The sequence below is a fragment of the Mesobacillus sp. MER 48 genome, assembly GCF_023714225.1.
In the GTDB taxonomy this organism is placed as follows: domain Bacteria; phylum Bacillota; class Bacilli; order Bacillales; family Cytobacillaceae; genus Mesobacillus; species Mesobacillus oceanisediminis_A.
On record NZ_JAMAUR010000001.1, the window covers coordinates 387987 to 414132 of the forward strand.

Consider the following 26146-nt stretch of genomic DNA (forward strand, 5'->3'; position numbering starts at 1 on the left):
GCATATACAATAGTAAGTCAAAAGAAAGGAGCAGAGTCAGACTGTTCCTTGAAGCTTTTGATATAAAAAAATAAGGAGTGAAAGAAATGAGAAAAAATACAGGCTGCAACACTTCCCATGGCTGCCCGCCACAGACTTCATGCGATAAGGCAAAAACGCTTCGTGTTGATTGCGACAGTGTATCTAATCCACCTACTGGGGTAGACCTCACATACCCGGTTGCTGATATCGATGTTTCTCTTGCGGTAGTAGATCTTCAGGTAGATGTTGAAAGTGATATTCATCTCCCAACACCAGCCCGAGAAATCAAGAACATGAAAAGGAATGTTTCCTTAACCCAGTGTAAGGCAATCATTTCTTCAATGAATAGCGGAACTGTCAAACTCTATGTCTCCGGTATTGTTCACAAAAATATCCAGTATATAGATCAATGCAGCGGATTTATGCGGGACCATAGTGTCGATGTGCCGTTTACATGTATTCAGGCAGTTGAAGTCTTCAATCAGCCTACTGAAGAAATTTTGAGCAATAAGAATTCTATTAGTGAAAGAAGGTTCATCGACAAAAAAGGTCTTGGTGCCGATCGTTGCACTTCGGGTGCCTTTACGGAAGAATATTTCAATGAGCCAATTAAATGCAAACTGCTCTATTCTTTCGTCAATGACATTGATCTTTTCAAGGACTTTGACAACTGGGGAAGATTCAGCCGCATCACCGAAAAGATGGAAGTCGGTTTAAAGATTAAATTACTGCAAAAGCAGCAGGTTAACCTGGATTATTGCAATGCTCCAGAACCAGAATATGACGAATCTTCTTCCTAAGACTAAGACTTCTATATGGTATTACAACCTGGAAGCATGAAGGACAGATGAAAGGTTTAAAGATTCGGAATCAAGAATAGCAAACAGGCAAGGGTGTCTCGTCTGAGGCACCCTTTTTAAATTTATTGTGAAAGTAGCTTTTGCAAGTCCAGGCATTGTTTCTGAAAAAGATCGATCTTCATCCGTGCAGTACCCTGGAACATGATTTTGTCTTGGTCAACAAATTGTTCATTCCAAACACAGTGCAGATTCGCTAAAGTGAAGTCCACCTTTTCCACTAAACTCTCTTTATATTCACGCGTAAATCCTGCTTCCATTCCCAGCGGGGAAGTGAACATATATTCTTTGCTGTGTTTTGAGGAAAGTTCGGGCTGATGAATCCAATTAACCGGGATGATTTTTTTCCATGGCAAGTGGATTTTTAGTGAATGCAAGGTCCCTAGATCGTCGTTATTTACATAATCCATAGTCAAAAGAAGGATTCCCTTCGTAAATAACTTTGCCGATGGCAGCAATACTTCTGCATCAAGTGATTGCAAAGAGCATCGAACATTTGATATAGAAGAGATGGGTCTTGAGAGCTTGAATGTATCAAATATGTCTATTTCGAGATCGACATCTGCCAACTGTAAAGGAAGCCTCACCTTAGTCCTTTCATACGTTTTATTAATTCCACGGTATGCAGCCGTTGCTAATTGGATAGGCTCTGATGATGACTCTTCATAGGATTCATTCGAATCCTGAAAATCAGGTTCAAAATCTGCATCTTCCTGAGACTCTTCGTTCATTCTGGGTTGATTGTAAGATTCTTGATCATGATTGAATTCGCTGGATTCCTCTAATATTTCATTAATCTCTTCATCAGGACTTTCCTTGACTTCTTCCTGATCGATATCATCCGATTCGGCAACAACTGAAATATCCCTGTTGTCACTTGACTCGACCTCTATTTCATCCATCTGTAGTGTATTTTTCTGGGATGTCTTTTCTTCAACACTTTTAATTACCGGCGGAGAAAGTATCAAAGGTTTTCCCGAACCCTTTGAATCCCTGCTTGTTCGGTTATTGCTTAAATTGGTATTATTTCTATCATTCTCAAGACTTTCCGAACCTCTATTACGTCCTCCAGAGAGATTTCTCAAACTTCCGGTAAAAAAATTCATTTCTTGAAACATTCTATTGGTGTTATCCATCTTAACTGGATGGTTCTCCTCCAAATTGAAACCGATCCATGCCCTCCTTCCTATATAAAGGCAAAAGGGCATATACTATAGTTGCCTAGTATAATACCCCGTCTTTTACTGTTATTTATTCTGATTCGTCATAGCAATCAGGATCATTCGTTGCAGAAGATACCCGGATTTGCTGGTTTTGAAGAACGCGTACGGTAAAATCGATGACCATTTTTTCTTCAATTGTCTGGAAAAATCCTTCGTCGATCGGTGAAGAGGTTGGAAGCGGCTGACGGTCAATTGCCTCATCCCATTCAATAATTTGGCTGGAAACTAATTCACAGAACGGCAGTTCATTATAGTGCTGTGAGCTTTCCTGATGGAATTGGCTCAGGTCGCTGGTCAATAACTCATCTTTTTCCGGAAACCCTGTTGACAATGGTTTGGATACAAAGAAATCAAATTCCTTACGATTATTCACCTGCGGCATTACAGGGTGTGAAAGGAAGTTCTTGACTTCTGTCACAACTTGGAACGGAATATCTACTGTATAGGAATGCAAGTCAGAAGCTACTGATGAGGATGATGAAGCTTCAATCTCCTGGCTAGGGCTGGCATATTGGATGTTCTTCCTTACAAAACCTTTGATAAACAGCTTATTGGTCGGCAATAGCAATCGGCATTGAGTCAATTTAATTCTCTTTTTTATATCCTTAATTTCAAGCACTGGTTCTGGAAATTTAATTAACGTATCCAAATTCACGTGCAGCGTCAGCTCTGCAAGGACAACAGGAACTTTCGTTACGACCTTCCCTAAGCTTACATGTGGGTGATGATGCTTTGGTGTGCATTCAAAATGGTCTTTTGAAGGCTTACACTCATAATCGGGCTTTTTATTTTTATCTAATTCAAACATACATGGCTCCTCCTTAAACTCCTTAGAGTGAAGATGTTCTATCCTATGCATCCTGATTTATTGGGTCTAGGCGTATGCCCCCCCTATGTGAGTTAAAAAAGGGCATGGACCTTTTTAAATCATTTATTTTCATAGCGATGTACTGGCCAGGAAAGAACTAAAAATTTTTTTTGATACTTTTTATACGTCAGGAATACGAGCAGCCTGAAGAAAATCGGCATATGTATAGAAGAGTCCATAAAAAATGGCGAAGACAATAGCCTTCGCCATTTTGTTTCTAATTAATAGTAGTGGTAGTTAGCCATTACCATTGTCGTCGCCATTTCCATTCAAGGCAACTTGCTGGTTCTGTAAAACTCTCACACGGAATTGAAGGAAAGTTTTTTCCACAATATTGTGGAAGGTGCCTTCTTCAAATGGTGCATGATGTGGTGTTAAAGGTTGACGGTCGATAGCTTCGTCCCATTGAACGATGCTGCTGGATACCAGTTCGCAGAATGGAATCTGATTGTAGTTTTGAGTACTCACTTGATGGAATTGTGATAAGTCGCTTGATAGCAACTGATCCTTTTCTGGAAATCCATGTCCCAGGTTCTGTGCCCTGAAGAAATCGAATTCTGCACGAGTATTAACAACTGGATTTACTGGGGGAGTCAGGAAATCAGTGATAACCGTTACACACTCAAACGGTACGTCTACAGTAAGAGATCGCATTTCTGACGCTACACAGTCACTTGATGAATGAGGACATGGTGTTGCGTACTGAATATTCTTGCGAATGAACCCTTTGATGAATAATGGAATTCCTGTTGCAGCGTCTGAAGTAGGTCCTATAAGCAATCTGCACTGTACGATTTTTACTCTCTTCTTAATGTCCTTGATTTCCAAGACCGGATCCGGAAAATGGATATCGGCAACCAGATGATCTGAAACTGTAATATCTGCTAAAGTTACTGGAACATTGGCAGAAGGCACTAAACCCGGTGTAGGTACGTTGACACACTCACTTCTGGATGCAGACTGATTTACATTTACACATCCATGCTTACCTTTATGGTCATTAGTCATTTTTGTTCCTCCTTTTAAAATTTCTTGTACAATTTATCCTATTCTTTCTAGATTTTTTGGACTAGATGAATCAATCAGAACAAACGCGGATTTTTTTGGTTTTATCATGCTTTTTCTTTATTTCTTCCTTTTTCTATTTCTATTGGGTACTTGCACAATGGAACATACCTTTTGCATAGGATTCAAAAGGAGGAGGATGAAATGAACAATTATAATTATCTTGCAGTCGACATAGGCAACAGCTGGTATAAGGTTCTGGCCTCTGATGATGGGCAGTTGAGCGAATACCAAATGCCAAACGCAATCGCGCTATACGATGATGAGTTTTATGAAAAGCCCTATGACGAAGAGGATATTGAACTCGAAGAAAATTTGATCGTAGAGATAAAAAGCCCGGCGGTCACAAACAAAAGGGAAATCTTTTACGCAGGAAAGGCTGCCGCAAGACAGAGGAATGTGAGCCTGACCTCAAGCAATAATCAAAAAGCAGACGAAGACCGGACCTATATCCTTTTATTCGCCGCTGCAGCCTATCATGCTTCCAACTTAAATCCGGAGGACATTGAAATAAGCTACTGTGTGGACCAATTAGCTGTATCACTTCCTACAACTCAATATAAGGAAAAAAAGGAATTACTTAAACAGCGTTTAATTGGCAGCCATACCATCACCCTTCATAAGGTACCCGGCATTTCCGAACCTAAAGAACTGATCGTCAAGCTTGAGATAAAAGATGTGATTGTCGGTGCAGAAGGAGCATGTGCATATCTAGGGTTAATACGTGACATTGACACACTCGCCATTAAGGATGACGGTCTCGTGAAAGATTCCAGGAAAGGAGTCATCATTGGTGACCTGGGCGGTGATTCGGTGGACTTTGTCGGCATCAAAAACAGCAAGCCTGTGGCGTCGGTTGAAGGTGACCATTTTGGCATTAATCTGTTCCTGGATACAGTCATAAAGAAGGTAAGCAAGAATGAACTCTATACCTTCGATTCCAGGTCTGAACTCGAGGAGAAACTTTCAGCAGGACAATCAGAGTGGTATGTTGAACCTTTTGCAGGTGTCAGGAAAGATATAAGCAAGTACGTTATCCCTCAACTCAGAATCATGGCAATCAAATACCTTGAGCATTTTGACCGTGCAAGGAGCAGTTCCAGCGAAATCAAGGGGGCGTCCCGCTATATTGCAGTGGGCGGTGCAGCTAAACTTGCACAAAAGCAAATACAGGAAGCAGCGGTAAGATGGGCTGACAAAGGGCGACCGATTGAACTGACTTTTCCTGAGAACCTGGAAAAACTGAATGTCTTCGGACTCATGATTCTAGCCAAAATGAATCAAATTAAGAAACAACATGAGAATACCGAGGAACTAATTCCCATTGAAGGGTGATCGGTATGTCAAACACCTATACGGATTATGTTAATAAAGTTGCGATAACAGTTCCTGATCGATATATTGACGTCAAAACCGGCGAATCTTATTCAATATCACCAAAGGTAATTGAACAAATTGAATACCATGCAGAAAACAATTCTTTGAGCCATCTCGTCCTTGCTGCGCTCCATCATTACCTTACTCCTAAGCCTGCGGTGAATGGGGGTTCTGCTGAAATCCTCCAGCAGCTCGCTGACATCCGGTCGATACTTGATAATGGCTCTTTTTTCATTCAGCCCTCTGTAAAATCAAGGGGTACAAAAGAGCAAACTGAGGCAGCTAAATTGCTCGATATGAAGGAAGTTGAGGACATCCTTGATGCATTCGGGGGGTAAATATACAAAGAAAGGACGGTACTTATGTACTCGTCCTTCACTGTTTGAAGTAGTAGGTATTTGTTTTATACTCAACAGGTTTTTTTAGCAGCCGCTTCAAACCCCACCTATTGTCATTCTGGAAATTCATTGTTGAAGAGCGCCGGAAACGATGGAAAGCAGTTTAGGATAATGATGGACGTAGAATTCAAGATCAGAGGCATCGGCTTTTTTATTATAGAAATCAATGATTCTGTGGACCGCTTCTTTTTTGTGATGAACTGGTATGTGGAAAAAATCGATAATTGGTGAATAAGTACCATCCCCCGCTGGAAGCAGATACCCCAAAAGTAAGTCATGGTCCCCAGGATGATGGTATATTTCATTATAGATGGCAACCAGCCTCTCCTTCATGCGCAATACATCATGGACAACGAGCAAACGGTCACCATAAAATTCATTAATTATGTAAAATCCCGGTGATGCGTATTTCCATTCACTGATGATTCTGTGGATTCTGGGATTCCTTCTGCTTTTGTATTCAGGTGAATTTAGATATTGCTCTAAGATTGTCTTCTTTGTGTCAGGGAGGTGATGGCAAAACACTGCCCAGGAAATAAAATGAGGAATTAATGAAGAGGCTATTTTTTCAGGTATTTGTTCTGTTTCAATGAAATCATCAACTAAATGAAGTAAATATTCACCATAATATTCATTGGCGAAATAAAACAATTCCTCTATTTCCTCATATGCCTGATCTTTTAATCGTTCCTGTATGGAAATTACTTTTTGATCCGTGACCATACATATAACTCTCCTTTCAGTTAATATAAACCACCCCCTTATCTTACCATGCAAAAAAATACTCGCACGGGTAATATTTGTCTGAATTTTTACAAATCTCAGCCTGCTAGAACATGCTCATATCGTATTTAGCAGACATCATTTCCAATAGCTTGATACCGCCAATGCTGTTGCCCTTTTCATCAAGTGCCGGCCCTAGAATGCCAATTCCAAACCTGTTCGGTACTGAGCCCATGATACCGCCAGATACTCCGCTCTTCGCAGGAATCCCAACCCTGACTGCGAACTCTCCAGATGCATTATACATTCCACAAGTGACCATAAAGGTCTTGCATAGGCGAGCCACATGTGCAGGAATCAGCCTGCGGTTGGTGACAGGCTCCAAACCGTCCATTGCAAAGACACAGCCAATACGTGCAAGATCAAGACAATCCATTTCAATCGCACATTGCTTTGTATACACCATCAGCAGTTCTTCTACATCTTCATCGATGACGCCATGCTGCTTCAAAAAATAACTTAAGGCTCTGTTCAAGTCGGAAGTTTCGAATTCGGAATCGGCGATTTCCTTGGAATATCCGATTGAGGAATTGCCGGCAAGATCCTGGATAAAAGTCAGGATTCGATTGAACCTGTCATCCGCATCCTCCCCTTTTATCATATGTGTCACCGCAAGGGCTCCAGCATTAATCATCGGATTCAGAGGTTTGGATGGACTGAATTCCAGCTTGACGATTGAATTGAATGGGTCACCTGTTGGTTCATACCCCACTTTATCAAACACTGCTTCTTCCCCATAATCCATCAGCGCCAGTGCAAGTGTCAGAACTTTGGAGACACTTTGCAATGAGAGCTTTTGCTGGATATCACCAGCGGATACACAGGTTCCGTCATCATGGAAAATAGCGACTGATAGTTCCTCACGATTGGCTTTTGCCAGTGCAGGAATATAATCTGCAACCTTGCCGCCAAATGTGTAATGTTTTGCTTTTTGAACGAGTTCATTCAATTCATCAGTTGTTCTGCATGGCATACTCTACTCCTCCGAATCTTAACGCATTATTAATCTTAGTAATAGAAAAAGGCAATGAAAGGACCATTGCCTGAATCGCCTTAAAATCTTCCCGATCTTAAAATCGAATAAATAATCAATAAAAACATACCGAACGCTATGAAGAATCCTATTTCTATAGCAGGTACGCTAGTCAATATCGTATTATTCCCAAAAGTCGCTCCTACTATCAAACCTAGGACTACAATACTGAAGGCGAGCAGCGTAAGGCTAAAAGAAACCTGGTTGCTGATCCGATCGAATTTATTGAGGATCCGATTGATTTCCGAAAGGCTGATTTCAAATTTTAAATCGCCTTTGGATGCCTTGTCCAGGACATTTTCAACTTGATTTGGGATATTAACAAATGTATCTGATAAGTCTTCTGCTTGATTCAAGAGCCTTTTCCCCATCTTGATCGGATCATAGCGTTCCCTCATAAGCTGTTCTCCATAAGGTTTTGCAATCTCGATCATATCCAGGGTTGGATCCAGCTCAGAAATGATCCCTTCTATTGTGATCAGGGCTTTACCCATCATCGTCATTTCCTTTGGGAGGATAATCCGGTGTTCCTGGGCAGCCGCAAATAGCTCCTTGACCGTCAATCCTAGACTCAGGCCATCTTTGGATGAGAGTTCTACTGTTTTCCTGATGCCATCCACGTGGTCATAAAAGTGCTGTTCATCTATGTCGGATGGAACATATGCCATCCGGAATATCGCCTTGACAATGCGATGGGTATCCTGCTGCATGATCCCCATCATCATCGAAGCGGAATGGTATCTCATACTTGCCGAAAGCCTTCCTACCTGGCCAAAGTCAATAAACACCAGCTGCTGTTTTTCCAGGCTATAGAGGATATTACCCGGATGCGGGTCCCCATGAAAAAATCCTTCTTTAAGAATTTGAGTTATAAATGCACTTACCAGTAAATCTGCAATTTTTCGTTTTTCTTCTTTTCCTGCAACCATTGCGTTTAACTCATTCAGTTTGATTCCTTCAGCCTTTTCCATGGTGAGAATTTGGGTTGTGGAGTAATCATGGAAGATTAGCGGAACTTTAATTGAGTCACAATCCTCAAATTGCAGTTGAACCATATCTGTATTCCGTGCCTCTTCAGAATAATCCAGTTCCCTTCTGATTGATTCAGAAAGTTCCTCAACCATATCCGTTATGTTATAATACTGCGCCCAGTCGTATCGCTGTTCGATTAGTTTTGCAAAATCCCTTAAAATCTCCAGGTCAGTAAGCACAGTATTCTTGATCCCCGGACGCTGGACTTTGACCATGACTGATTCTCCACTGTGTAAAACGGCTTCATGAACCTGTCCGATAGAAGCTGCGGCGACATAATCTTCATTGAAAAAATGAAAGATTTCAGTAACAGGCCTGCCAAATTCATGCTGGATCTTCTTTTTTATTTCTTCTACCTGGACGGGTGGTACCTGATCCTGGAGCAGTTCCAATTCCTTTACAATTTCATCGGGCAACAGGTCACTCCTAATGCTGAGAAGCTGTCCAAGCTTGATAAAGGCCGGGCCCAATTCCTCCAGCATACAGCGGATGCGATAACCCATTTCCTGTGTATTACCATCTTTCACTTCTGCTTTTACTTTATCTTTTAGCGATAGAATATGGAAAAGGCCGACTTCTTCCAAAACATAGCCAAATCCATATTTCACAAATAAGGAACCAATCTCCTTGTATCTATTTAAACGTCTCAAACGGTCCGTCAACATTCCATCACCTGCTGCTATTCAATGTCTTTTGAAAAACCAGGTGGGACATTCTCCATCCCATTCTCCGCCTGGTCGAATTCTGTATTCATTTTATTTTTGCGAATCAATGAAACTTCTTCCTTCAATAATGCAAGCTGGGCCTGGACAACATCTAATTCTTCTTTTGTCACAAATCCCCATTCGCTCAGCTGGCTTCTTGCCATCTTTTTAAATTCATCATTCCATTCCTCACTTTTATTTTCACCTTTTTTAAAAAGTTCATCAAAAATCGTATCAGCCTCTGTCTGTGTCATACTTCCTTTTTCGACCAGCTTCATGATTGTTTCATCAATTTTTTCCTTTCCTGCAACCGCGGCTCCAAGCCCAAGTAAAAAACCACTTTTTAGAAAATTATTCATTGATAAGGCCCTCCAATATAAAATATATTTACTTATTTAATACCCAAAAACCAGGGACAATTACCCTTTTACATAAAAAAAGCAGCTGGCTCGATAAAACCAGGTGCTTGGATACTTTGGATTGGTACATATTTTTTAAGGGAACTAACTCTATTCTGGCGGTGTTGTGTCCGAACCTGCACCTACTTCGGACATTTTCTTCATGGTCAGCCGACGTTTTGTCCGAACTGCCACCTACTTCGGACATTTTCTTCATGATCTGCCTACGCTTTGTCTGAACCTACCTCTTCTTCGGACATTTTCTTCATGATCTGCCGGCGTTTTGTCTGAACCTACCCCTTCTTCGGACATTTTCTTCATGATCTGCAGCAGTTTTGTCCGAACTTGCACCTACTTTGGACATTTTCTTCATGATCTCCCGGCGCTTTGTCCGAACTTCCACCTACTTCGGACATTTTCTTCATGATCTGCCGGCGTTTTGTCCGAACTTCCACCTACTTCAGACATTTTCTTCATGATCTCCCGGTGTTTTGTCCGAACTTCCACCTACTTCAGACATTTTCTTCATGATCTGACTACGTTTTGTCTGAACCTACACCTGCTTCGGACATTTTCTTCATGATTTGCAAGCATTTTGTCCGAACTTACACCTGCTTCGGACAATTCCTCCATGGTCTACGGGCGCTTTGTCCGAACTTACACCTGCTTCGGACAATTCCTCCATGGTCTACGGGCGCTTTGTCCGAACTTCCACCTGCTTCGGACATTTTCTTCATGATCTGCCGACGTTTTGCCCGAACCTGTACCTGCTCCAGTGACAGCCAGGTGTTTTGACAAAACTTCTATCCACTTTAAAACAAACACACCTCTCCAACACTATCTAAACTATATCGGCCTTATCAAGATAAGCCCAGTTTTGGGGAGCCCGGAAGCTTAGTTGCCAGTAGGTTGCTCCATTCAATCCATATAAATCAATCAGCCTGTATTTCTCGATATAGCTGCGGATATCTTCAAACCAGACGATGTGTTCCTCCGTTCCTCTCCAGTACCTGAACCAGGGTGACTTTGCTGCTGAATCATATTGAATGACTGAACCTGTTGAGATGGCAAGATTTTGCGCATCCAGCACGGAAAGGGCACGAAACTGAGTAGAGGATACTATTTTGTCATGTCCATATAGCGGAAGGCCAATCTGTAACTTTTCCCGAGGGATAAGGGTCAATGAATATCTGACAACGAGTGCGATCCACCAAAGCGGCGAAACTGGATCCGGCGGACCGCTCGGATACCCATAATCAATCGTCATAACAGCGACGATATCAGCAATCTCACCGATTGTCTTATAATCATAAGCTCCTATGATTGGATTGGAAGGTATATCTTCAGTCTTTGCATGGACATTCACATGCAGGATAAGACTGCCCATTGCTGTTTTCAGTTCCTTGAGGAATTTATTGAAATCCTCTCGCTGAGGAGGCGGAATAAATTCCAGGTCTACACTGATTCCCCGGTATCCTCTTTTTAAAGCAAGATTGACCAGGCTTGCCACAAGATTCCTTCGATATGCTGGCGATGACAGAACTCTTCCTGCAAGTTCTTTACTAAAACCTGCGGATGTTGTATTTTGAACCATTAACAACGGAATGATACTCAATTCATTGCTTTTAATGACGATAGGGACATCATCACCTGTTACATACGCATATCCTTCTTCTGTGAAGGAAAATGCTGCAACTGCCAGGTAAGTAAGGTGAGGTGCAATTTCTGCTAAATCGTTCAGGAATGTTGGAGAAGAACCAGGGACGATAAATCCTAAAGTGGAGAACTGTGGTTTGATAGGAGAAGGTATGTTGATGTTCTGGCCAATATATAATCTGTTTGGATCCAGACCGGGATTGGCATTTAGTATATTGTTTATACTTGTATTGAATTGCAGCGAAAGTTTCCACAATGTGTCACCGGCTTTAATTTTATAAAACCTGATGATCGGTTGCTTGTCTGGTATGTAAAGGGCAAGTCCTGGAACGATAAAATTTGCCGAAGGAAGACCATTAACTTCCACTATATTTTGAATCGTTACCCCATGCGTTTTGGAAATGGACCAGAGGTTTTCTCCTGATTTCACGATGTGGACAGCCATTTAATCACACCTTTTTTATTTTATCCTTCTTTTATCATATGGCTGTTGTTCTGTTATATATTACTTTCGTTTTCCAAAGAAGCAGGGCTTAAACAACTAAGCCCTGCTGATAATTAATCATCTCCACCGGTCCTTTGGAGCACTGCGTTTCCTGTATCTTGCAGCATGACAGGCATCACATATCTGGTAAGGAGAGTCAGTGTGGATTCCCTTCCCGCAGTGCCTGCATTTCTTTTTATAATTCTTCACCTCTGACTTTAAGAACTCGTGTACTTCATCACTTAACTCTGTACGGACCCTTTCCCAATAAATAGCCTCTGTTTTTCTTCCCAGTTTATATAAAAACAAAAGGTGGAGTCCGATTGCTTTATAAGAAAGCTCAAGCTCTTCAAGACTGGCCGTTTTTACAGGAGGTTCAGGCAGCTCATCACCAGCAACAATCGCCTTGATCGTTTCCAGCCACTGTTCGATAAGCGCTGGCTCTCTCGATGAAAAAGGAAGATGCAGGAATCCGTATAGCTCCATCATTGGCAGCCTTGCCTCGATTTCGGTGTCCCTCACGTATTCATAAAGTTCTCTTTCTTCAGACAGAGAAGCTTTGTTTGTGCCCTTTGGGCTCTCGAACTGATCCCATAATTCGAAGAATACAGCCAGCGTTCGATGATACTTCTGGAACCTTTCAAAAATGGCTGAAGTAGGTGCGATAGAAAAGGTCTCTACAAGTTTATCCTCTTTTTCAAGCAGCCTGGACATCAAGTCAATTTCTGAAGTGAAAGCCACTCTGCCTACATTGTAAATTCCCTTTCTTCCTGCACGGCCAGCGATTTGCTTGATTTCCTGGGAAGTCAGCCTCCTTCTCCTCGTTCCATCAAACTTTTCATTTTCAAGGAAGACGATTCTCCTGATCGGCAAATTCAATCCCATGCCAATAGCATCAGTAGCTACAACGACACTTGTTTCTCCGTTGATGAATCGATCTATTTGCTTTTTCCTCGTTTCCGGCGGCATGCTGCCATAGATCATGCTGACCTGGCGGCCGCTGTTTTGCAATTTAGCTGCATTTTCAAGCACCTGTTTCCGTGAGAAACAAACCAGTGCATCGCCCTTCTTGGTATTCTTAAGGCTGAATTCCTTGTTTTCGACCTGGAGAGGAATTTCCCGGGTGTATTCATATATTTCTGCCACCCCATCATCGAGAAGATCCATCATCATTGCCTTGATATTTTTGCTGCCTATGATATGAACTTCCTCCGCATTTGCTTTTGTAATTGCTTTAAACCAGGAGAAGCCACGGTCCTTATCAGCAATCATCTGGGATTCATCAATGACCACTACATGGTAAAAGTCTTTTTCATGGAACATTTCAACTGTACAGGAAATATGGTTTGCACCTGAAACTGGTTTCTCTTCTTCCCCTGTCTTTAATGAGCATGGAACGCCCTCAGCATTTAATTTTTCGTATACCTCAAGTGCAAGCAACCGCAGAGGAGCGAGATAAAGGCCGCTTTTTGCTTGTTTCATCCGTTCAAGTGCCTGGTGGGTTTTGCCGGTATTGGTTTCACCGATATGCAAAATGTACCGGACATTGCGCCTGAGTGAAGGGTTGTATTCCCTGCCGAAAATATCTTCCATCATTCGGGCTTCTTCTTCTCTTTTCCTTTCAAGTTCTGCCTGTTCTTCCACCCTCCTGCGCTTTCTTTCTGCCAGGTCCTTTTCATAAATTTCCTGATGAGTTTCATAATCAAATGTAATATCCTGCAACCTTAAAAGATCACTGATATACTCTTCCTGAAGCTTATACATGAAACCGTCAATATAAATTTCGGCCAAATCACTGATGCTTCTCCAGATCTCAGGAATAGATAATGAATCGTCGAATGCAACTTGATAACCGTTGATTAATTCCTGGTCAAGACATTCCAGCACCTTCTCTGCTGCTATGCCTGAAAAATATTCCAGTACCGCTTTTTCGAAATGATACTGGTAGGTTTCATACTCAAAATAATACCGGCCCCAGTGAGAGGTCTGATGAATTTGCCCTGTCAGCTCATCAAAAAAATCGGCCATTGTCCTGTAGTCTTCTGTGTTGAACGAACCAATCACCGTCAATTTTTCCTCGAGCATGAATGTGTCTATATCCTTGTATTTTGATTCTTCCTGAAAAATTCTTTTAAGCTCGACAGCCATACTATGTCTGATTCTTAAATAGGCAAGTTCCTGGAAATCATTTAAAACTGTCTGGGCATGTTGATAGATCGTTTCAATGATTTTGGCCTTTTTTTCAAGCAAGCGATCTTCTTCCTTTTTCTTCAGGAACTTCTTTCTTGATTGCTCGTACAAATCAGGCCAGTTGTCCTCACTGATGGCCGAAGCAATCCAATCTTTCGGGTCAAAAGGCTGATAGCTTCTTATTTCAATCCTGAAGAGCTTATTGATGAGTTTACGGTCGACACCTTCAACAATATAATCCCGCTCACTTAAAAATTCCTTTTTATCACGCTTTGAAAAGTCATTTGTCGATTTCGTCAGCCAAACATTCAGCCAAATCTGGTTAATATATGTGGCTCTTGTTTTCAGGTATTCTTCCAATTCAGGAAGACTCTCTTGTTCGCCAAGGAATTTCGCAATGTCTTCCATGACCTTATTTTTCGTATTCTCAACTGCTTGCTGATAAATTGTTTCAATTTGTTTCATATCTGATCCCCTCAAGATTGCCTAATATAAATAAAAGGCCGCACAATTGGAATGTGCGTCCCTTCCATATCCTATACTCTGTAAAATCAGAGGAATGGGGTGTTACTATGCCTGCTTTACCTTTAACTTCTTCATTACCCTAGTAGAAATTTTCTTATCATCCTTCGTAACAGACTTCGGTTTATAAGGCGATACAGGTTTAATCCCATCGTTATTTTCAATACTTAGAATTTCAAGGTAAAATGCTGTACTCTCCCGATTGCCATTTAAATATCCCCTGAGGATTTTCATTTTCTCCGGAGTCCCTGTAAAATCACCTTGATAGTCCCATTCTATTTCATTTTCATATCTCGAATCCATCTTTTCCTTTAATGCAAAAGCCTCTGACAATGCATCCTCAGGTGTCGAAAAATAGGATTTCGTCCTCCTAAGCCCCTTCTTTTTGCTGCCATCTCCAGCTTTTGCCTGATATAGTTTGATTAACATCTTCCTCATCCTCTCTGGTTTGGTCTCACGCCTTCTCATGGTAAGTCGAAACACCAGAAGACCCGAGGAATTACATATAATTCTAGTATACCCTTTTTCCCATCAGTTACCTATTAATAAGGAAATAAGCATTCAATAAACTTCTATAGTGACTATAAATAACTTCTGTCGGTCAGCCAAAATTAAAAAATAAAGGAGCGTGGTTTTGACACACGCTCCCATAACTCACTATTTAGCTGTTACAACTTCTTTTTCATTAATTTTTTCGTGACGGATTGTTGCCTGTGCAGCTGCAAGTCTTGCAAGCGGCACCCGGTAAGGAGAGCAGCTGACGTAGTCAAGTCCAGCATTATAGCAGAATTCAATCGAACTCTTCTCTCCGCCATGCTCCCCGCAAATTCCAGTCTTCAAACCAGGCTTTGATTTTCGGCCCAGTTCCACACCTGTCTCCACCAATTTGCCCACTCCCTCGCGATCAAGGACAGCAAATGGATTTTCAGGAAGGACTTTTTGCTCGATATATGCCTGAAGGAATTTGCCCTCTGCATCGTCACGGCTGTATCCGAAAGTCGTCTGTGTCAGGTCATTCGTCCCAAATGAGAAGAAGTCTGCTTCCTCAGCAATCTGATCAGCAGTCAGGGCTGCACGCGGGATTTCAATCATCGTTCCCACTGTATATTCGAACTCCTTGCCTGTTTCTTCTTTTATACTAAGTGCTGCTGCATTTACAAGTTCACGCATTTCTTTCAGTTCATTCACATGGCCGACTAGCGGAATCATGATTTCAGGCTTCGCCTCGATTCCTTTATCAGCCAGTTTCGCTACTGCATAAAAGATTGCTCTAGCCTGCATTTCATATATTTCAGGATGGATCATTCCAAGTCGGCAGCCGCGATGGCCAAGCATCGGATTAAACTCATCAAGCTGGCGCACTTTCTTCAGCAATGCTTCTTTTTCCTTAAGTTCCTTTGATTCCGGGTCTAAGATTTGAAGTTTTGTAATCTCCACCAAAAGTTCTTCTTTATCAGGAAGGAACTCATGCAATGGAGGGTCAAGCAAGCGAATCGTTACAGGCAGTCCCTGCATCACTTCCAGAATTCCTTCAAAATCTCCCTGCTGCATCGGCAGGAGTTCATCCAAAGCAGCGTTCCGCTCTTCAAATGTTTCTGCCAGGATCATCTTCTGAACAATCGGCACCCTTGCAGCGTCCATGAACATATGCTCTGTACGGCAAAGACCAATGCCGCCAGCTCCAAATTCCAGAGCTTTCGCGGAATCCTCAGGATTATCTGCATTCGCGCGGACGCCAATTTTACGCTCCTCATCTGCCCATGACAGTAATAATTGGAACTCCGCAGATAACTCAGGTTCTATCATCGGGATTTCGCCGAGCATGATTTCTCCTGTTCCCCCATCAATCGTGATGATATCCCCATGGTTCACGGTAATTTCACCGACTCGGAACTGCTTTTCGTGTAAATCGATTTTCATCGCTTCGCATCCGCAAATACATGCTTTACCCATTCCGCGAGCAACTACTGCAGCGTGACTAGTCATACCGCCACGGCTGGTTACGACAGCCTGGGCGGAAATGATGCCATGGATATCATCAGGAGTGGTTTCGGGACGCACCAGGATGACCTTTTGGCCTTCATTTGCCAGCAGCTCTGCTTCATCTGCATCAAAAACAACCTTGCCAGTTGCTGCACCAGGTGATGCAGGAAGGCCTTTAGCCAGCTGGTTGCGTTCATAATTCTCGTCAATCCTGCGGTGAAGTAGCTGGTCAAGCTGTTCAGGATCAACACGGAGCAGGGCAGTCTTTTTATCAATGATTCCTTCTTTCACAAGTTCTGTTGCAATACGGATAGCAGCCTGCGCGGTGCGTTTCCCTGTACGTGTCTGAAGGATGAAAAGCTCACCGCGTTCAACAGTAAATTCAATATCCTGCATGTCCTCGTAATGCTGTTCAAGTCGATTGCAAGTGTCAACGAATTGCTGATAAACAGCAGGCATTTCATCTTTTAATGTCTGGATTGGCTGAGGAGTCCGTATGCCTGCCACAACATCTTCTCCCTGAGCGTTGATCAAGTATTCTCCATACAGAATGCTTTCGCCTGTGGATGGGTCCCTAGTAAAAGCAACACCAGTTCCTGAATCGTCTCCCATGTTCCCGAATACCATGCTCTGGATATTTACCGCTGTGCCTAAATGTGATGGAATTTTGTTCAAACGGCGGTAAACAATCGCCCGTTGATTGTTCCATGAGTCAAAAACTGCGTTGATCGACAGGAATAGCTGCTCTTTTGGATCCTGCGGAAACGGCTTCCTCGTATGCTTTGTCACGATATTCTTATATCCTTCGATTACTTCCTTCCAATCTTCTGCAGTCATCTCAGGGTCTGAATTATAGCCTTTCGCTTCTCTTGTTTCTTCCAGTAATCGCTCGAAGAAGAAAACATCAACATCGAGGACAACATCACTGAACATCTGAATGAAGCGGCGATAGGAATCGTACGCAAACCGCGGGTTGTTTGTAAGCTTCGCCATTCCTTCAACTGTCTCATCATTCATGCCAAGGTTCAGGATTGTATCCATCATTCCCGGCATTGAGAATACTGCGCCAGAGCGTACAGAGACTAGCAGGGGATTCTCCGGATTACCAAGTTCCTTTCCAGTTTTCTTTTCAAGCTCACCGAGTGCTTCGAGAACCTGTGCCTGAACTTCTGCCGGGATAGTCTTCCCCTCATCGTAATAGGAGTTGCACGCTTCTGTCGAAATCGTGAATCCGAAAGGTACCGGAAGACCGATACGTGTCATTTCCGCCAGGTTTGCACCCTTCCCACCCAGTTTTTCTTTCATTCCGCTGTTTCCTTCATTAAAAAGATACACAAATTTAGACATTCGCTTAACTCCTCTCACTTTTTAGAATATCAAGTATCAGTCCTGCTGTTTCTTCAATGGCCTTATTGGAAACATTGATGACCGGGCAGCCAACACGTTTCATGATTTTTTCAGCATAATCCAGCTCTTCGAGAATTCGCTCATAGCTGGCATAATTCGCCCTGGCTCCAAGTCCGAGCGCCTTCAGCCTTTCCGTCCTGATTTCGTTCAGCTTATCCGGTGAAATGATCAAACCTACACATTTGCTTCTTGGAATCTGGAATAATTCATCCGGCGGTTTGACCTCCGGTACGATCGGTACATTGGCTACTTTGTAGCGCTTATGTGCCAGGTACATTGACAATGGGGTTTTCGATGTTCTGGAAACACCGACCAAAACAATGTCTGCCCTCAATATCCCGCGCGGATCACGGCCATCATCATACTTTACGGCAAATTCGATGGCTTCGATCTTGCGGAAATATTCATCGTCCAATTTACGCATCATGCCGGGACGATGGTTAGGCTCTTTGTTGAACTTCTTTTCAAACGCGTTCATAAGTGGATTCAACAAATCAACTGCGTAAATCCCCTCTTCTTTTGCTCTCCGGTCCAGATAGGCTTTTAGGGCGGGTACGACAATGGTATATGCGATGATTGAATGTCCTTGCCTGGCCATCATCAAAATGTCCTCAATGTCTTCCTCATCCTCAACATATGAATTCCTTCTTATATCAACCTGCCCGCCGTTAAACTGTGTTGCCACAGCTTTAACTACAAATTCTGCTGTTTCCCCGACTGAGTCGGATACCACATAGACAACTTCCTTCATATCCAAAGTGCGCTCACTTCCTAGACAGATTTTTGCTCTGCGATTTCTAAATATACCTTGGTTATCGTTGTTTTGGTTATTCGCCCGATAACCTCATATGAATCGGGGTTGCTGCTGAGTTCACGTACAACAGGGAGAGAATCGATTCTATTCGTCACCAGTTTCCTGGCAGCCTGCAGCAGCGTTTCTTCAGGTTTTACCGTTATGATGTTAGGCATCCTCGTCATGATGACGCTTACAGGAAGATCTTCGAGGTTCTTGTTTCCAATCGCAGCCCTCAGTAAATCCTTTCTCGAAATGACTCCAGCCAGGCAACCCTCTGAATCAACAGCATACAAAGTCCCGACATCCTCAAGGAACATCTGGACGATCGCATCATATACAGAGGAAGATTTTTGCACCACAATTGGATGGCCTTTATAATCCTTCACCTTCAAATTCAGTACCTCTGTCGGTTCGAATAATCTCTCTTTATCCTTATTGAAAAAATAGCCGACTCTTGGCCTCGCTTCAAGACTTCCTGCCATTGTAAGGATTGCCAGATCGGGACGAAGGGTTGCCCGTGTCAGCTTCAGTTTTTCGGCAATCTGCTCCCCGGTAATCGGGCCATCCTCTTTTACAATTTGAACGATTTCTTCCTGCCGTTTTGTTAGTTTAATAGAACTCACCACCAACGTACCCCCAATAATAATTATGTAACATTATCAAGGATTTTTTAAATGTGTTATCCTTATTAATTTATAGTATATAACATTTAATGAAAAATCAAAAGAAAAGGTTTTAATTTTTATAGTTTTCTTTTAAAAATGCTGCCTTTAAATGGTTTATCACTGTTATTAGGTTTGGAATTAGGTCATACTGTTTAAATTTCCGCATCCTCTTAAACACTTCGATGTCTGTATAATACAAAAAATCCCCTGTAACACTACCCAGGGGATTCTAGCTATAGGCCTTATACATTCAATTCGAGTGTCACAGGACAGTGGTCGCTGCCCATTATTAAACATTCTGCTCCTGCTTGATGAATGGCAGGCGCCAGTTTTTCTGAAACAATGAAGTAATCAATGCGCCAGCCTATATTCCTTTCTCTCACTTTACTCATATAAGACCACCAGGTGTATACATCCTTGGCATCAGGATAAAGGTATCGGAAAGAATCAACAAAACCACTGTTCAGGAGTTGAGTCATCTTCCCGCGTTCTTCGTCGGTAAACCCGGAATTCCCTCGATTCGATTTAGGGTTTTTCAGGTCGTGGTCATGGTGGGCGACATTCAGGTCTCCGGTCAGGACAACTGGCTTTTCCTTTTCCAATTCGAGCATGTAATCCCTAAGCTTGTCTTCCCAGGATAAACGATAGCCGAGGCGGGCAAGATCACGCTGAGAGTTCGGCGTATAAACATTGATAAGATAAAACTGATCAAACTCAACGGTAATTGCCCTGCCCTCATGATCATGTTCGGCTGATCCGATGCCGTATTTTACTGATATAGGCTTTTGTCTGGTGAAAACAGCGGTACCAGAATACCCTTTCTTTTCAGCATAGTTCCAGTACTGGTGATACCCTTCCATTTCAAGGCTTATCTGGCCTTCCTGCAGTTTGGTTTCCTGAATGCAAAATACATCCGCCCCCGCATCCCGGAAGAAATCCAAAAACCCTTTCCGGGCACAAGCCCTTATGCCGTTCACGTTCCATGATACTAATTTCATAAACCACTTTCTCCTCGATTATTATTCTGCCTTGCAGAAAACTTGTATTCTCCTATTCTAACAGTCTTCGATCAGCGATTCTAATACTGCGATTCCCTTAACAATATCTTTAACCCGAGCGTTGGCAAATGAAAGCCGGAAGTGCAGGCTTCTTTGGTTCGTGTAAATCCTGCCGGGATTGATCAGCACCCCATTCGCAAGTGCCTTGCGGTATAAGTCAGCCAAAGAGATTTCCTGCTTTATTTTAACCCATATGAAAAAACCGCCTGCAGGATGTTCCCACTCAGCATATCGGCTCAAGTGCTGTTCCAGTGCTTGCAGCACTGCATTCCTCCGTATTTTCAGATGCTTCCTGACCTCTGTGACATGCTTCTCGTAAAGTCCGCTTGAAAGCCATTCTGCCGCTGCTCTTTGGGAAAGGGAACTTGTGCCATAGTCTGTTTGCATTTTCAGGTCTGCCAGGCGGTCAATGACAGCTTCAGGGCCTACTAGCCACCCAATTCTCAATCCCGGATTCAGGCTCTTTGACAGGCTGCCTAAGTATAAAACATTGCCATGCCTATCGTGGGATTTGATTGGCATAGGGGGAGGACTGTCGAGCCATAAATCACCGTACACATCATCTTCAATTATTGGGATCTGGGCATTTTCCGCCAAACTCAACAATTCCCGTCTTCTTTTTTCCCCCATCAATGCCCCTGTTGGATTATGGAAGGTGGGATGACAATAAAGCACTGAGTTCTTGCTTGGGTGGATCTTTTCTATCTTCCCGGGAATGATGCCCTCATGGTCAATCGGAACTCCCTGAAGCTGCATTCCTGCGGATTGGAAGGTCGATAAAGAATTCACATAGGATGGAGTTTCCAGTAACACTGTTGATCCTCTTTCCAGCAGCCCAATCGAAATAAGGTGTAGTGCTTGCAAAGCACCAGAAACAATAAGGATTGAGGACGAAGAAGTATTGATCCCTTTTTGACTAAGGTATTTGGCAATCTCATCCCTCAACTGTGGATTCCCCTTCGGTTCCTCGTAGCCAAAAGGTTCAAGATTTTGTCCTACTTTCGTTATAACAGCCCTCATCTCCTCAAGAGGGAATAAGTCTTTTGAAAGCTCTCCCTTGCTTAGCTGAATCAAGCCTTCATTGGATTCTGCCTGGTTTATTGCCTGGACTGTTGGCATGCTTGCCTGATGAGTACCCAGTCCTACCTGTTCATTCCAGTTCAATGGAGGTTCTGATCGCATAAGTGTCCATGTGTTGTTGACAACAATTGTTCCCATCCCTGTTTTCCCTTCGATCAGGCCATCGGCGGCCATTTCATCCAACGCTGTCACAATCGTGCTCCTGTTTACTCCGAATTGACTGGCAAGAGCGCGCTGGCTCGGCAGCCTGCTGCCAACCGGCCAAGTACCATTCGTAATCTGTTCTTTTATATAATCTTTAATCATCTTGTACTTCGGTGCTTTCATTCACAGGCTCCATTCAAAATTGGTTGGTTTCAATATACCCCTATTGGTTGGATACATTTTACCAAGTCCCGATTATATTTAAAAGACATAAGGTTAATAAGGATTAAATTGGATGGTTTTTATTGAGGTGGAGAATTTGAATATTAAATTGATAACAGCACACTTGCTCGTCATCCTTTTATGGGGTTCGGCATTCGCCGGTATAAGACACGGACTGGAGGGATATTCTGCAGAGCACTTATCCTTTCTTCGGCTTTTGGTGGGATCGATTACTCTTGTCTGCTATGCCGCCATTACAAAGATGAAGATGCCGGAGGTCAGAGATTTGCCTGTCATCTTCCTGTTTGGATTCCTGGGGTTTGCGGTCTACCAAACAGCCCTGAATTTCGGGGAACAAACAGTCAGTGCAGGGGCAGCAAGTTTGCTTGTATCTACATCACCTGTTTTCATTGGATTATTAGGAAGGATTTTCTTTCAGGAACGTGCAGGAAAAAGGTACTGGACTGGCGCTGCCATCAGCATGGCAGGAATCGTCCTTATTTCAATTGGCTCCGGCAAAGGTCTAGATTTAGGAATTGGCGTGATGTTGATCTTGCTTGCTTCATTTTCAGAATCCATATATTTCGTGTTCCAAAAAAAATATCTGGATAAATACGGACCACTCCCATTTACTGCCTACACGATATGGAGTGCTACCATCTTCATGGGATTCTTTGCTTCCGATCTCTCAGCTCAAATTTCTTCAGCATCCTCCGGAGCAACGATTAGCGCCGTCTATCTTGGAGTTTTTCCGACCGTAATAGCCTATTTCGCTTTAGCTTATATAACCGCGAAATCAGGTGCATCAGAAGCGGCCAGTTCTTTATACCTTACTCCGGCCGCCTCTTTCCTGGTAGCCTGGGTTTGGTTGGGAGAAGTACCAAGCTTCCTGACCATTGCAGGCGGCATAATCACTCTTTTAGGAGTTTCCCTGACTTACCTGAAAGGATGGGGCAATGTGCCAGAACCCTTTTCAGATATCAAAGGATAGCTGGCCTGTTTCGCCCTCACCGTTTTTTCCAGAGGGTTTATTTTGTTTCGTTAGACTATCAAACCTTTGCCGCGCCAGCTTATTCGCTTTTACGACATCAATCATCGGAGGTGGATAGCCTAGTTGATAAAAAGCAGGATAAAGCCATGGTTCATGAACATACTCTACTGGAATTGTTTCCAATTCACTTATATAACGGCGAATGAATCCTCCTTCCGGATCGATTTGCTTGCTGATTTTTACTGGATTTGCGATTTTTACCTTTTTTGTCCTCAAGCCAGTTATTTGCTGAACATAAAAATCATGTAATGCAGGGTCGTAATCCAAATACAATTGTGCAAGCACTGCAGAGGGTTTCTGCCCATCCAGCAATAAAGTATTGGCAATAAATGAGGTCACCATTTCCCTTAACGTGTAGTTCAACCAGCCTGTTTTAACCAGGCTTCTCATTGCAGCGTCGATGACAGGAACTCCTGTCATTCCCTCGATCCAGCGCTGGAACCACTCTTCATTCCAGTCCTTCTTGATTCTTGATACCTCTTCGATCTGCTTGTCTTCCGGTGGATGGCAGACGGTTCTCATCATGGAAGTTAATTTTGATAAAAATGCTTCTAGCTGAAGTTTTTCATCATCATTTTCGCATAATTGAAGTTTTTCGGATGTTTTCTGTAAAATTGTCCTCACCGAGATATTCCCCCAGGAAATATAAGCGGAAAGCCTGGAAGAAGAAAACGATGATGGAAGCGGTTTATGCTGGTTAACAATATAATTCGCACATCTTTCCTCAAGGAAGGATTCCAGCGTCTCGATTGCCCGGGATTCGCCCCCTTGTTGGCCAAAACGAATTCTCTGGCCTTTTACGTGGAAATGATGGATTTTTTTCATATCTGTGAACAGAATTGACGGCGTTTCTTCAGGAACCTGAATCTCGTCTGGCGCTTGGATAAGTGGCTCATCCAAATATGACTGAACCTGCTTTTTAACACCCCTGGCTGATACCTGATCAATTTCTGCTCCATAAATAAACAGTCGTTGCTGATTCTTCCCCATCCATTCGATAACCTTTTTTAAAATCCTTGAATTCCGATGGATAAAGACATTGATAGATTCATAAGCTTCCATCAGTTTCTCGAAAACATCACCCATTTTATTGATGGAAAAAAAGAGTTTGCCGCCCCGCTTTTCAATCTGATGAGAAAGGTCTTCAAGACTTTCAACTACAAATTGGAAATGACGAACTGAATAGGCAGCATCCTCCCATTGTGATGGCTCAATTATATAAAGAGGCAAGACTTCGCCAATCTTTGCTGCTTCTGCAATCGGTTGATGGTCAAATATGCGCAGGTCTCTATCGAAAAGGATGATATTCATTCCGATCACTCCGTTAATCTAGTTATTCCAGGCTAAACTGAAAACAAGCACAGTAAACAGTTATCAAAATCTATTATTAAATAAATCCTCATTTTAAGCCGAAACTTGCACGGCAAGTTCTTGTTAATTGATTAATTCTCTAAGTAGAATCCCGAACATGATGCCAAGGAACATGGAGGTCAGTGTGCCGAGCAAGAAATATTCCGCCCAGTCCCTGTCGTCCATTTGCTTGAAGCGGGCGATTGATTTCGCAGTCACAATGAAGGCGATTGCCGGATATGAGCTATAATAAGTAAGAAGGATGACAAGCAGCCTTTCGATGTAGCCAATCAGTTTTCCGCGGGAAAGGTCGTGTTTGTTGAAGATCATGTAGCTGTATTGCTCAGAGAGTCCGCTATCTCCCTTATTTTTTGGGTATGAAGGGCCGGTCATTTCGTTTTTGAAAGTATATTTCCCTTCAAAGGTCAAAAGCTGGCCAGGCAGTGTGCCAAGCAGGATTTTGATAATATGGCCGCTTACCGTTGTACCCAGAATCAAAATGACCAAAATAACCAGCAAGATGGAGGCTGGATCCAATTGCCGGCCTTCTGTGAAAAGAAGCCCTATAAATCTCTTTATATACATAACTAGTGGAATTTTGTAAAACAATTGCAGTGCAGCCAACAGCATGGTGAGATGAAGAAGCTGATCCAGGACAAAGAACCATAATTTATTGAGATGACCGCTTGCTGTATATTGATCAATGAGTTTGATTTTTAATAGATCAATAATCAAATGGGTGAATGTAATGAACAGGACTGGCCATATTACAGCCATTACTGGATCATTTTCCTGATTAAAAAGGGACCAGCCTGCTCCCAGGACCAGAGTGTTCACCATTAAATGATGAAGTATATGCTTTTTCAAACTCCTTAGTTTGGCCTCTACCATACGATCTGTCTGCAGGTAAAAGTCCGCTATTAAATGCGCGATGATAAGACTTAATAAAAGCATGCTCCCTCTCCTTTCCCCTGAACCTAGAGTCTAAAAACTTCCCGCACCTGGCCTTTGATGTCGTTTTTAATATTAGTTTGTATGACATTCTCCCTATGGAGCTTCAAGTCCGGGAATGATTTAGCCTCAATGGACTCCAAAACACCGACAATTTCTCGGAAACTTTGAAAAATTTGTTCGCTATGCCCCTTCTTGAAATGACTGTAAACAGTAGGTGCTGATCGGCCAAGGAGGTCTGCTACCGCATTCTGCTTGCCATAAATTAAATACAGTGAACAAACCAAACGCTGTATTTCAGTCTGCTGTGCGCTTAATACATGCTGAAGGCTCAGCACGCCATTCATCATATCCAGAAGTTCGGGCTCAATATCAATACTTTGAAAATGGAATGATTCCCTGTCCTTTTGTTTTTTCAGGTATTCATTTGCGTCTCTTGCCTGTTTCACCAGAGGGTGGATCCATTTTTCGATATCAATTGTATCGATGTTCTTCTCTATGCCGCCAAAGGATAGTCCAAAATAGGGAGCATTCAGACGATAACCCCAAATTCTGCTAATATAAAAGGCGATGATAAAAGCAGATGAATATCCTTCTGCCAGTACAATCAATTCATCGCCTGCCCTGTGATTTACCTGAACCCTCCCAGACCAAGACTTGACCGTTGATTCAAGCTTACTTAAATAGCGGCTCAATGTTTCTCCATTATCAGCAGAAGAAGAGTTTGATACATCCATAATAAAAACTGAAGCCGGTATCATTGCCAGACCACCTATCATAAATTAGATTCTATAATCTAATTTAATCAATATTAGATAATATAGTCAA

The 26146-nt window shown here is 42.6% G+C and carries 22 protein-coding genes; 4 read left to right on the top strand and 18 right to left on the bottom strand.

Features of this window, described 5'->3' with window-relative positions; translation table 11 throughout:
* The first annotated feature begins 86 nt into the window (after positions 1 to 86).
* Positions 87 to 821 (top strand): CsxC family protein, encoded by a 735-nt coding sequence (locus M3593_RS01930; protein ID WP_144479563.1) that lies wholly within the window; start codon positions 87 to 89, stop codon positions 819 to 821.
* Positions 822 to 943: 122 nt separating this feature from the next.
* On the opposite strand, the gene M3593_RS01935 is transcribed toward M3593_RS01930, so the two are convergent.
* From M3593_RS01935 to M3593_RS01945, 3 genes are all read right to left on the bottom strand, one after another.
* A complete protein-coding gene (locus tag M3593_RS01935) occupies positions 944 to 1984 on the bottom strand; it encodes a hypothetical protein (protein ID WP_144479565.1) in 1041 nt (346 codons plus the stop codon).
* 145 nt (positions 1985 to 2129) lie between these two features.
* Complete coding sequence (locus M3593_RS01940; RefSeq protein WP_144479567.1) at positions 2130 to 2909, bottom strand: CsxC family protein; 780 nt, start codon at positions 2907 to 2909, stop codon at positions 2130 to 2132.
* Positions 2910 to 3206: 297 nt separating this feature from the next.
* Positions 3207 to 3977, bottom strand: coding sequence for a CsxC family protein (locus M3593_RS01945; RefSeq protein WP_144479569.1), 771 nt, complete (start codon positions 3975 to 3977; stop codon positions 3207 to 3209).
* Positions 3978 to 4178: 201 nt separating this feature from the next.
* Between M3593_RS01945 and M3593_RS01950 the strand changes: the two genes are divergently transcribed.
* Both M3593_RS01950 and M3593_RS01955 read left to right on the top strand, forming a co-directional pair.
* Positions 4179 to 5369, top strand: a complete 1191-nt coding sequence (locus M3593_RS01950) for a ParM/StbA family protein (RefSeq protein WP_251540431.1) — start codon at positions 4179 to 4181, stop codon at positions 5367 to 5369.
* 5 nt (positions 5370 to 5374) lie between these two features.
* On the top strand, positions 5375 to 5749 hold the full coding sequence (locus tag M3593_RS01955) for a hypothetical protein (RefSeq protein ID WP_144479572.1): 375 nt from the start codon (positions 5375 to 5377) through the stop codon (positions 5747 to 5749).
* Between the two features lie 126 nt (positions 5750 to 5875).
* Here the strand turns inward: M3593_RS01955 and M3593_RS01960 are convergent, their stop codons facing one another.
* The 12 genes from M3593_RS01960 to pdxR form a co-directional block, all read right to left on the bottom strand.
* A complete protein-coding gene (locus M3593_RS01960) occupies positions 5876 to 6532 on the bottom strand; it encodes a hypothetical protein (protein WP_251540432.1) in 657 nt (218 codons plus the stop codon).
* A gap of 106 nt (positions 6533 to 6638) precedes the next feature.
* Positions 6639 to 7565: a glutaminase A gene (gene glsA / locus M3593_RS01965; protein WP_144479576.1), complete on the bottom strand. Its 927-nt coding sequence runs from the start codon at positions 7563 to 7565 to the stop codon at positions 6639 to 6641.
* Between the two features lie 80 nt (positions 7566 to 7645).
* Positions 7646 to 9322 (bottom strand): ABC1 kinase family protein, encoded by a 1677-nt coding sequence (locus M3593_RS01970; RefSeq protein ID WP_251540433.1) that lies wholly within the window; start codon positions 9320 to 9322, stop codon positions 7646 to 7648.
* A 14-nt stretch (positions 9323 to 9336) separates the two neighbouring features.
* Entirely contained in the window at positions 9337 to 9720 is a 384-nt protein-coding gene (locus M3593_RS01975; RefSeq protein WP_144479580.1) for a phasin family protein, read from the bottom strand.
* A gap of 880 nt (positions 9721 to 10600) precedes the next feature.
* On the bottom strand, positions 10601 to 11860 hold the full coding sequence (locus tag M3593_RS01980; RefSeq protein WP_251540434.1) for a LysM peptidoglycan-binding domain-containing protein: 1260 nt from the start codon (positions 11858 to 11860) through the stop codon (positions 10601 to 10603).
* Positions 11861 to 11977: 117 nt separating this feature from the next.
* On the bottom strand, positions 11978 to 14554 hold the full coding sequence (locus M3593_RS01985) for a DEAD/DEAH box helicase (RefSeq protein WP_251540435.1): 2577 nt from the start codon (positions 14552 to 14554) through the stop codon (positions 11978 to 11980).
* Positions 14555 to 14659: 105 nt separating this feature from the next.
* Positions 14660 to 15040: a hypothetical protein gene (locus M3593_RS01990; protein WP_144479586.1), complete on the bottom strand. Its 381-nt coding sequence runs from the start codon at positions 15038 to 15040 to the stop codon at positions 14660 to 14662.
* A gap of 228 nt (positions 15041 to 15268) precedes the next feature.
* Positions 15269 to 17941, bottom strand: coding sequence for a pyruvate, phosphate dikinase (gene ppdK, locus M3593_RS01995; RefSeq protein ID WP_251540436.1), 2673 nt, complete (start codon positions 17939 to 17941; stop codon positions 15269 to 15271).
* A 4-nt stretch (positions 17942 to 17945) separates the two neighbouring features.
* Complete coding sequence (locus tag M3593_RS02000; protein ID WP_144479590.1) at positions 17946 to 18758, bottom strand: pyruvate, water dikinase regulatory protein; 813 nt, start codon at positions 18756 to 18758, stop codon at positions 17946 to 17948.
* A 14-nt stretch (positions 18759 to 18772) separates the two neighbouring features.
* Positions 18773 to 19420 carry a transcriptional regulator CcpN gene (gene ccpN, locus M3593_RS02005; RefSeq protein ID WP_144479592.1) on the bottom strand — a complete coding sequence of 216 codons (648 nt, stop codon included), beginning with the start codon at positions 19418 to 19420 and terminating at the stop codon, positions 18773 to 18775.
* A 284-nt stretch (positions 19421 to 19704) separates the two neighbouring features.
* On the bottom strand, positions 19705 to 20460 hold the full coding sequence (locus M3593_RS02010) for an exodeoxyribonuclease III (RefSeq protein WP_144479594.1): 756 nt from the start codon (positions 20458 to 20460) through the stop codon (positions 19705 to 19707).
* Between the two features lie 57 nt (positions 20461 to 20517).
* Positions 20518 to 21927 carry a MocR-like pyridoxine biosynthesis transcription factor PdxR gene (gene pdxR / locus M3593_RS02015; RefSeq protein WP_144479596.1) on the bottom strand — a complete coding sequence of 470 codons (1410 nt, stop codon included), beginning with the start codon at positions 21925 to 21927 and terminating at the stop codon, positions 20518 to 20520.
* A gap of 127 nt (positions 21928 to 22054) precedes the next feature.
* Between pdxR and M3593_RS02020 the strand changes: the two genes are divergently transcribed.
* Positions 22055 to 22957 carry a DMT family transporter gene (locus tag M3593_RS02020; protein WP_251541234.1) on the top strand — a complete coding sequence of 301 codons (903 nt, stop codon included), beginning with the start codon at positions 22055 to 22057 and terminating at the stop codon, positions 22955 to 22957.
* On the opposite strand, the gene M3593_RS02025 is transcribed toward M3593_RS02020, so the two are convergent.
* The 3 genes from M3593_RS02025 to M3593_RS02035 all read right to left on the bottom strand — a co-directional run bounded on the left by M3593_RS02025 (position 22940) and on the right by M3593_RS02035 (position 26079).
* On the bottom strand, positions 22940 to 24328 hold the full coding sequence (locus M3593_RS02025) for an FAD-binding domain-containing protein (RefSeq protein ID WP_251540437.1): 1389 nt from the start codon (positions 24326 to 24328) through the stop codon (positions 22940 to 22942). The genes M3593_RS02020 and M3593_RS02025 overlap by 18 nt on opposite strands.
* Positions 24329 to 24451: 123 nt before the next feature.
* Positions 24452 to 25321, bottom strand: coding sequence for a DUF3307 domain-containing protein (locus tag M3593_RS02030; RefSeq protein WP_144479602.1), 870 nt, complete (start codon positions 25319 to 25321; stop codon positions 24452 to 24454).
* Positions 25322 to 25344: 23 nt separating this feature from the next.
* Positions 25345 to 26079: a helix-turn-helix domain-containing protein gene (locus tag M3593_RS02035; RefSeq protein ID WP_144479605.1), complete on the bottom strand. Its 735-nt coding sequence runs from the start codon at positions 26077 to 26079 to the stop codon at positions 25345 to 25347.
* Positions 26080 to 26146 lie beyond the last annotated feature (67 nt).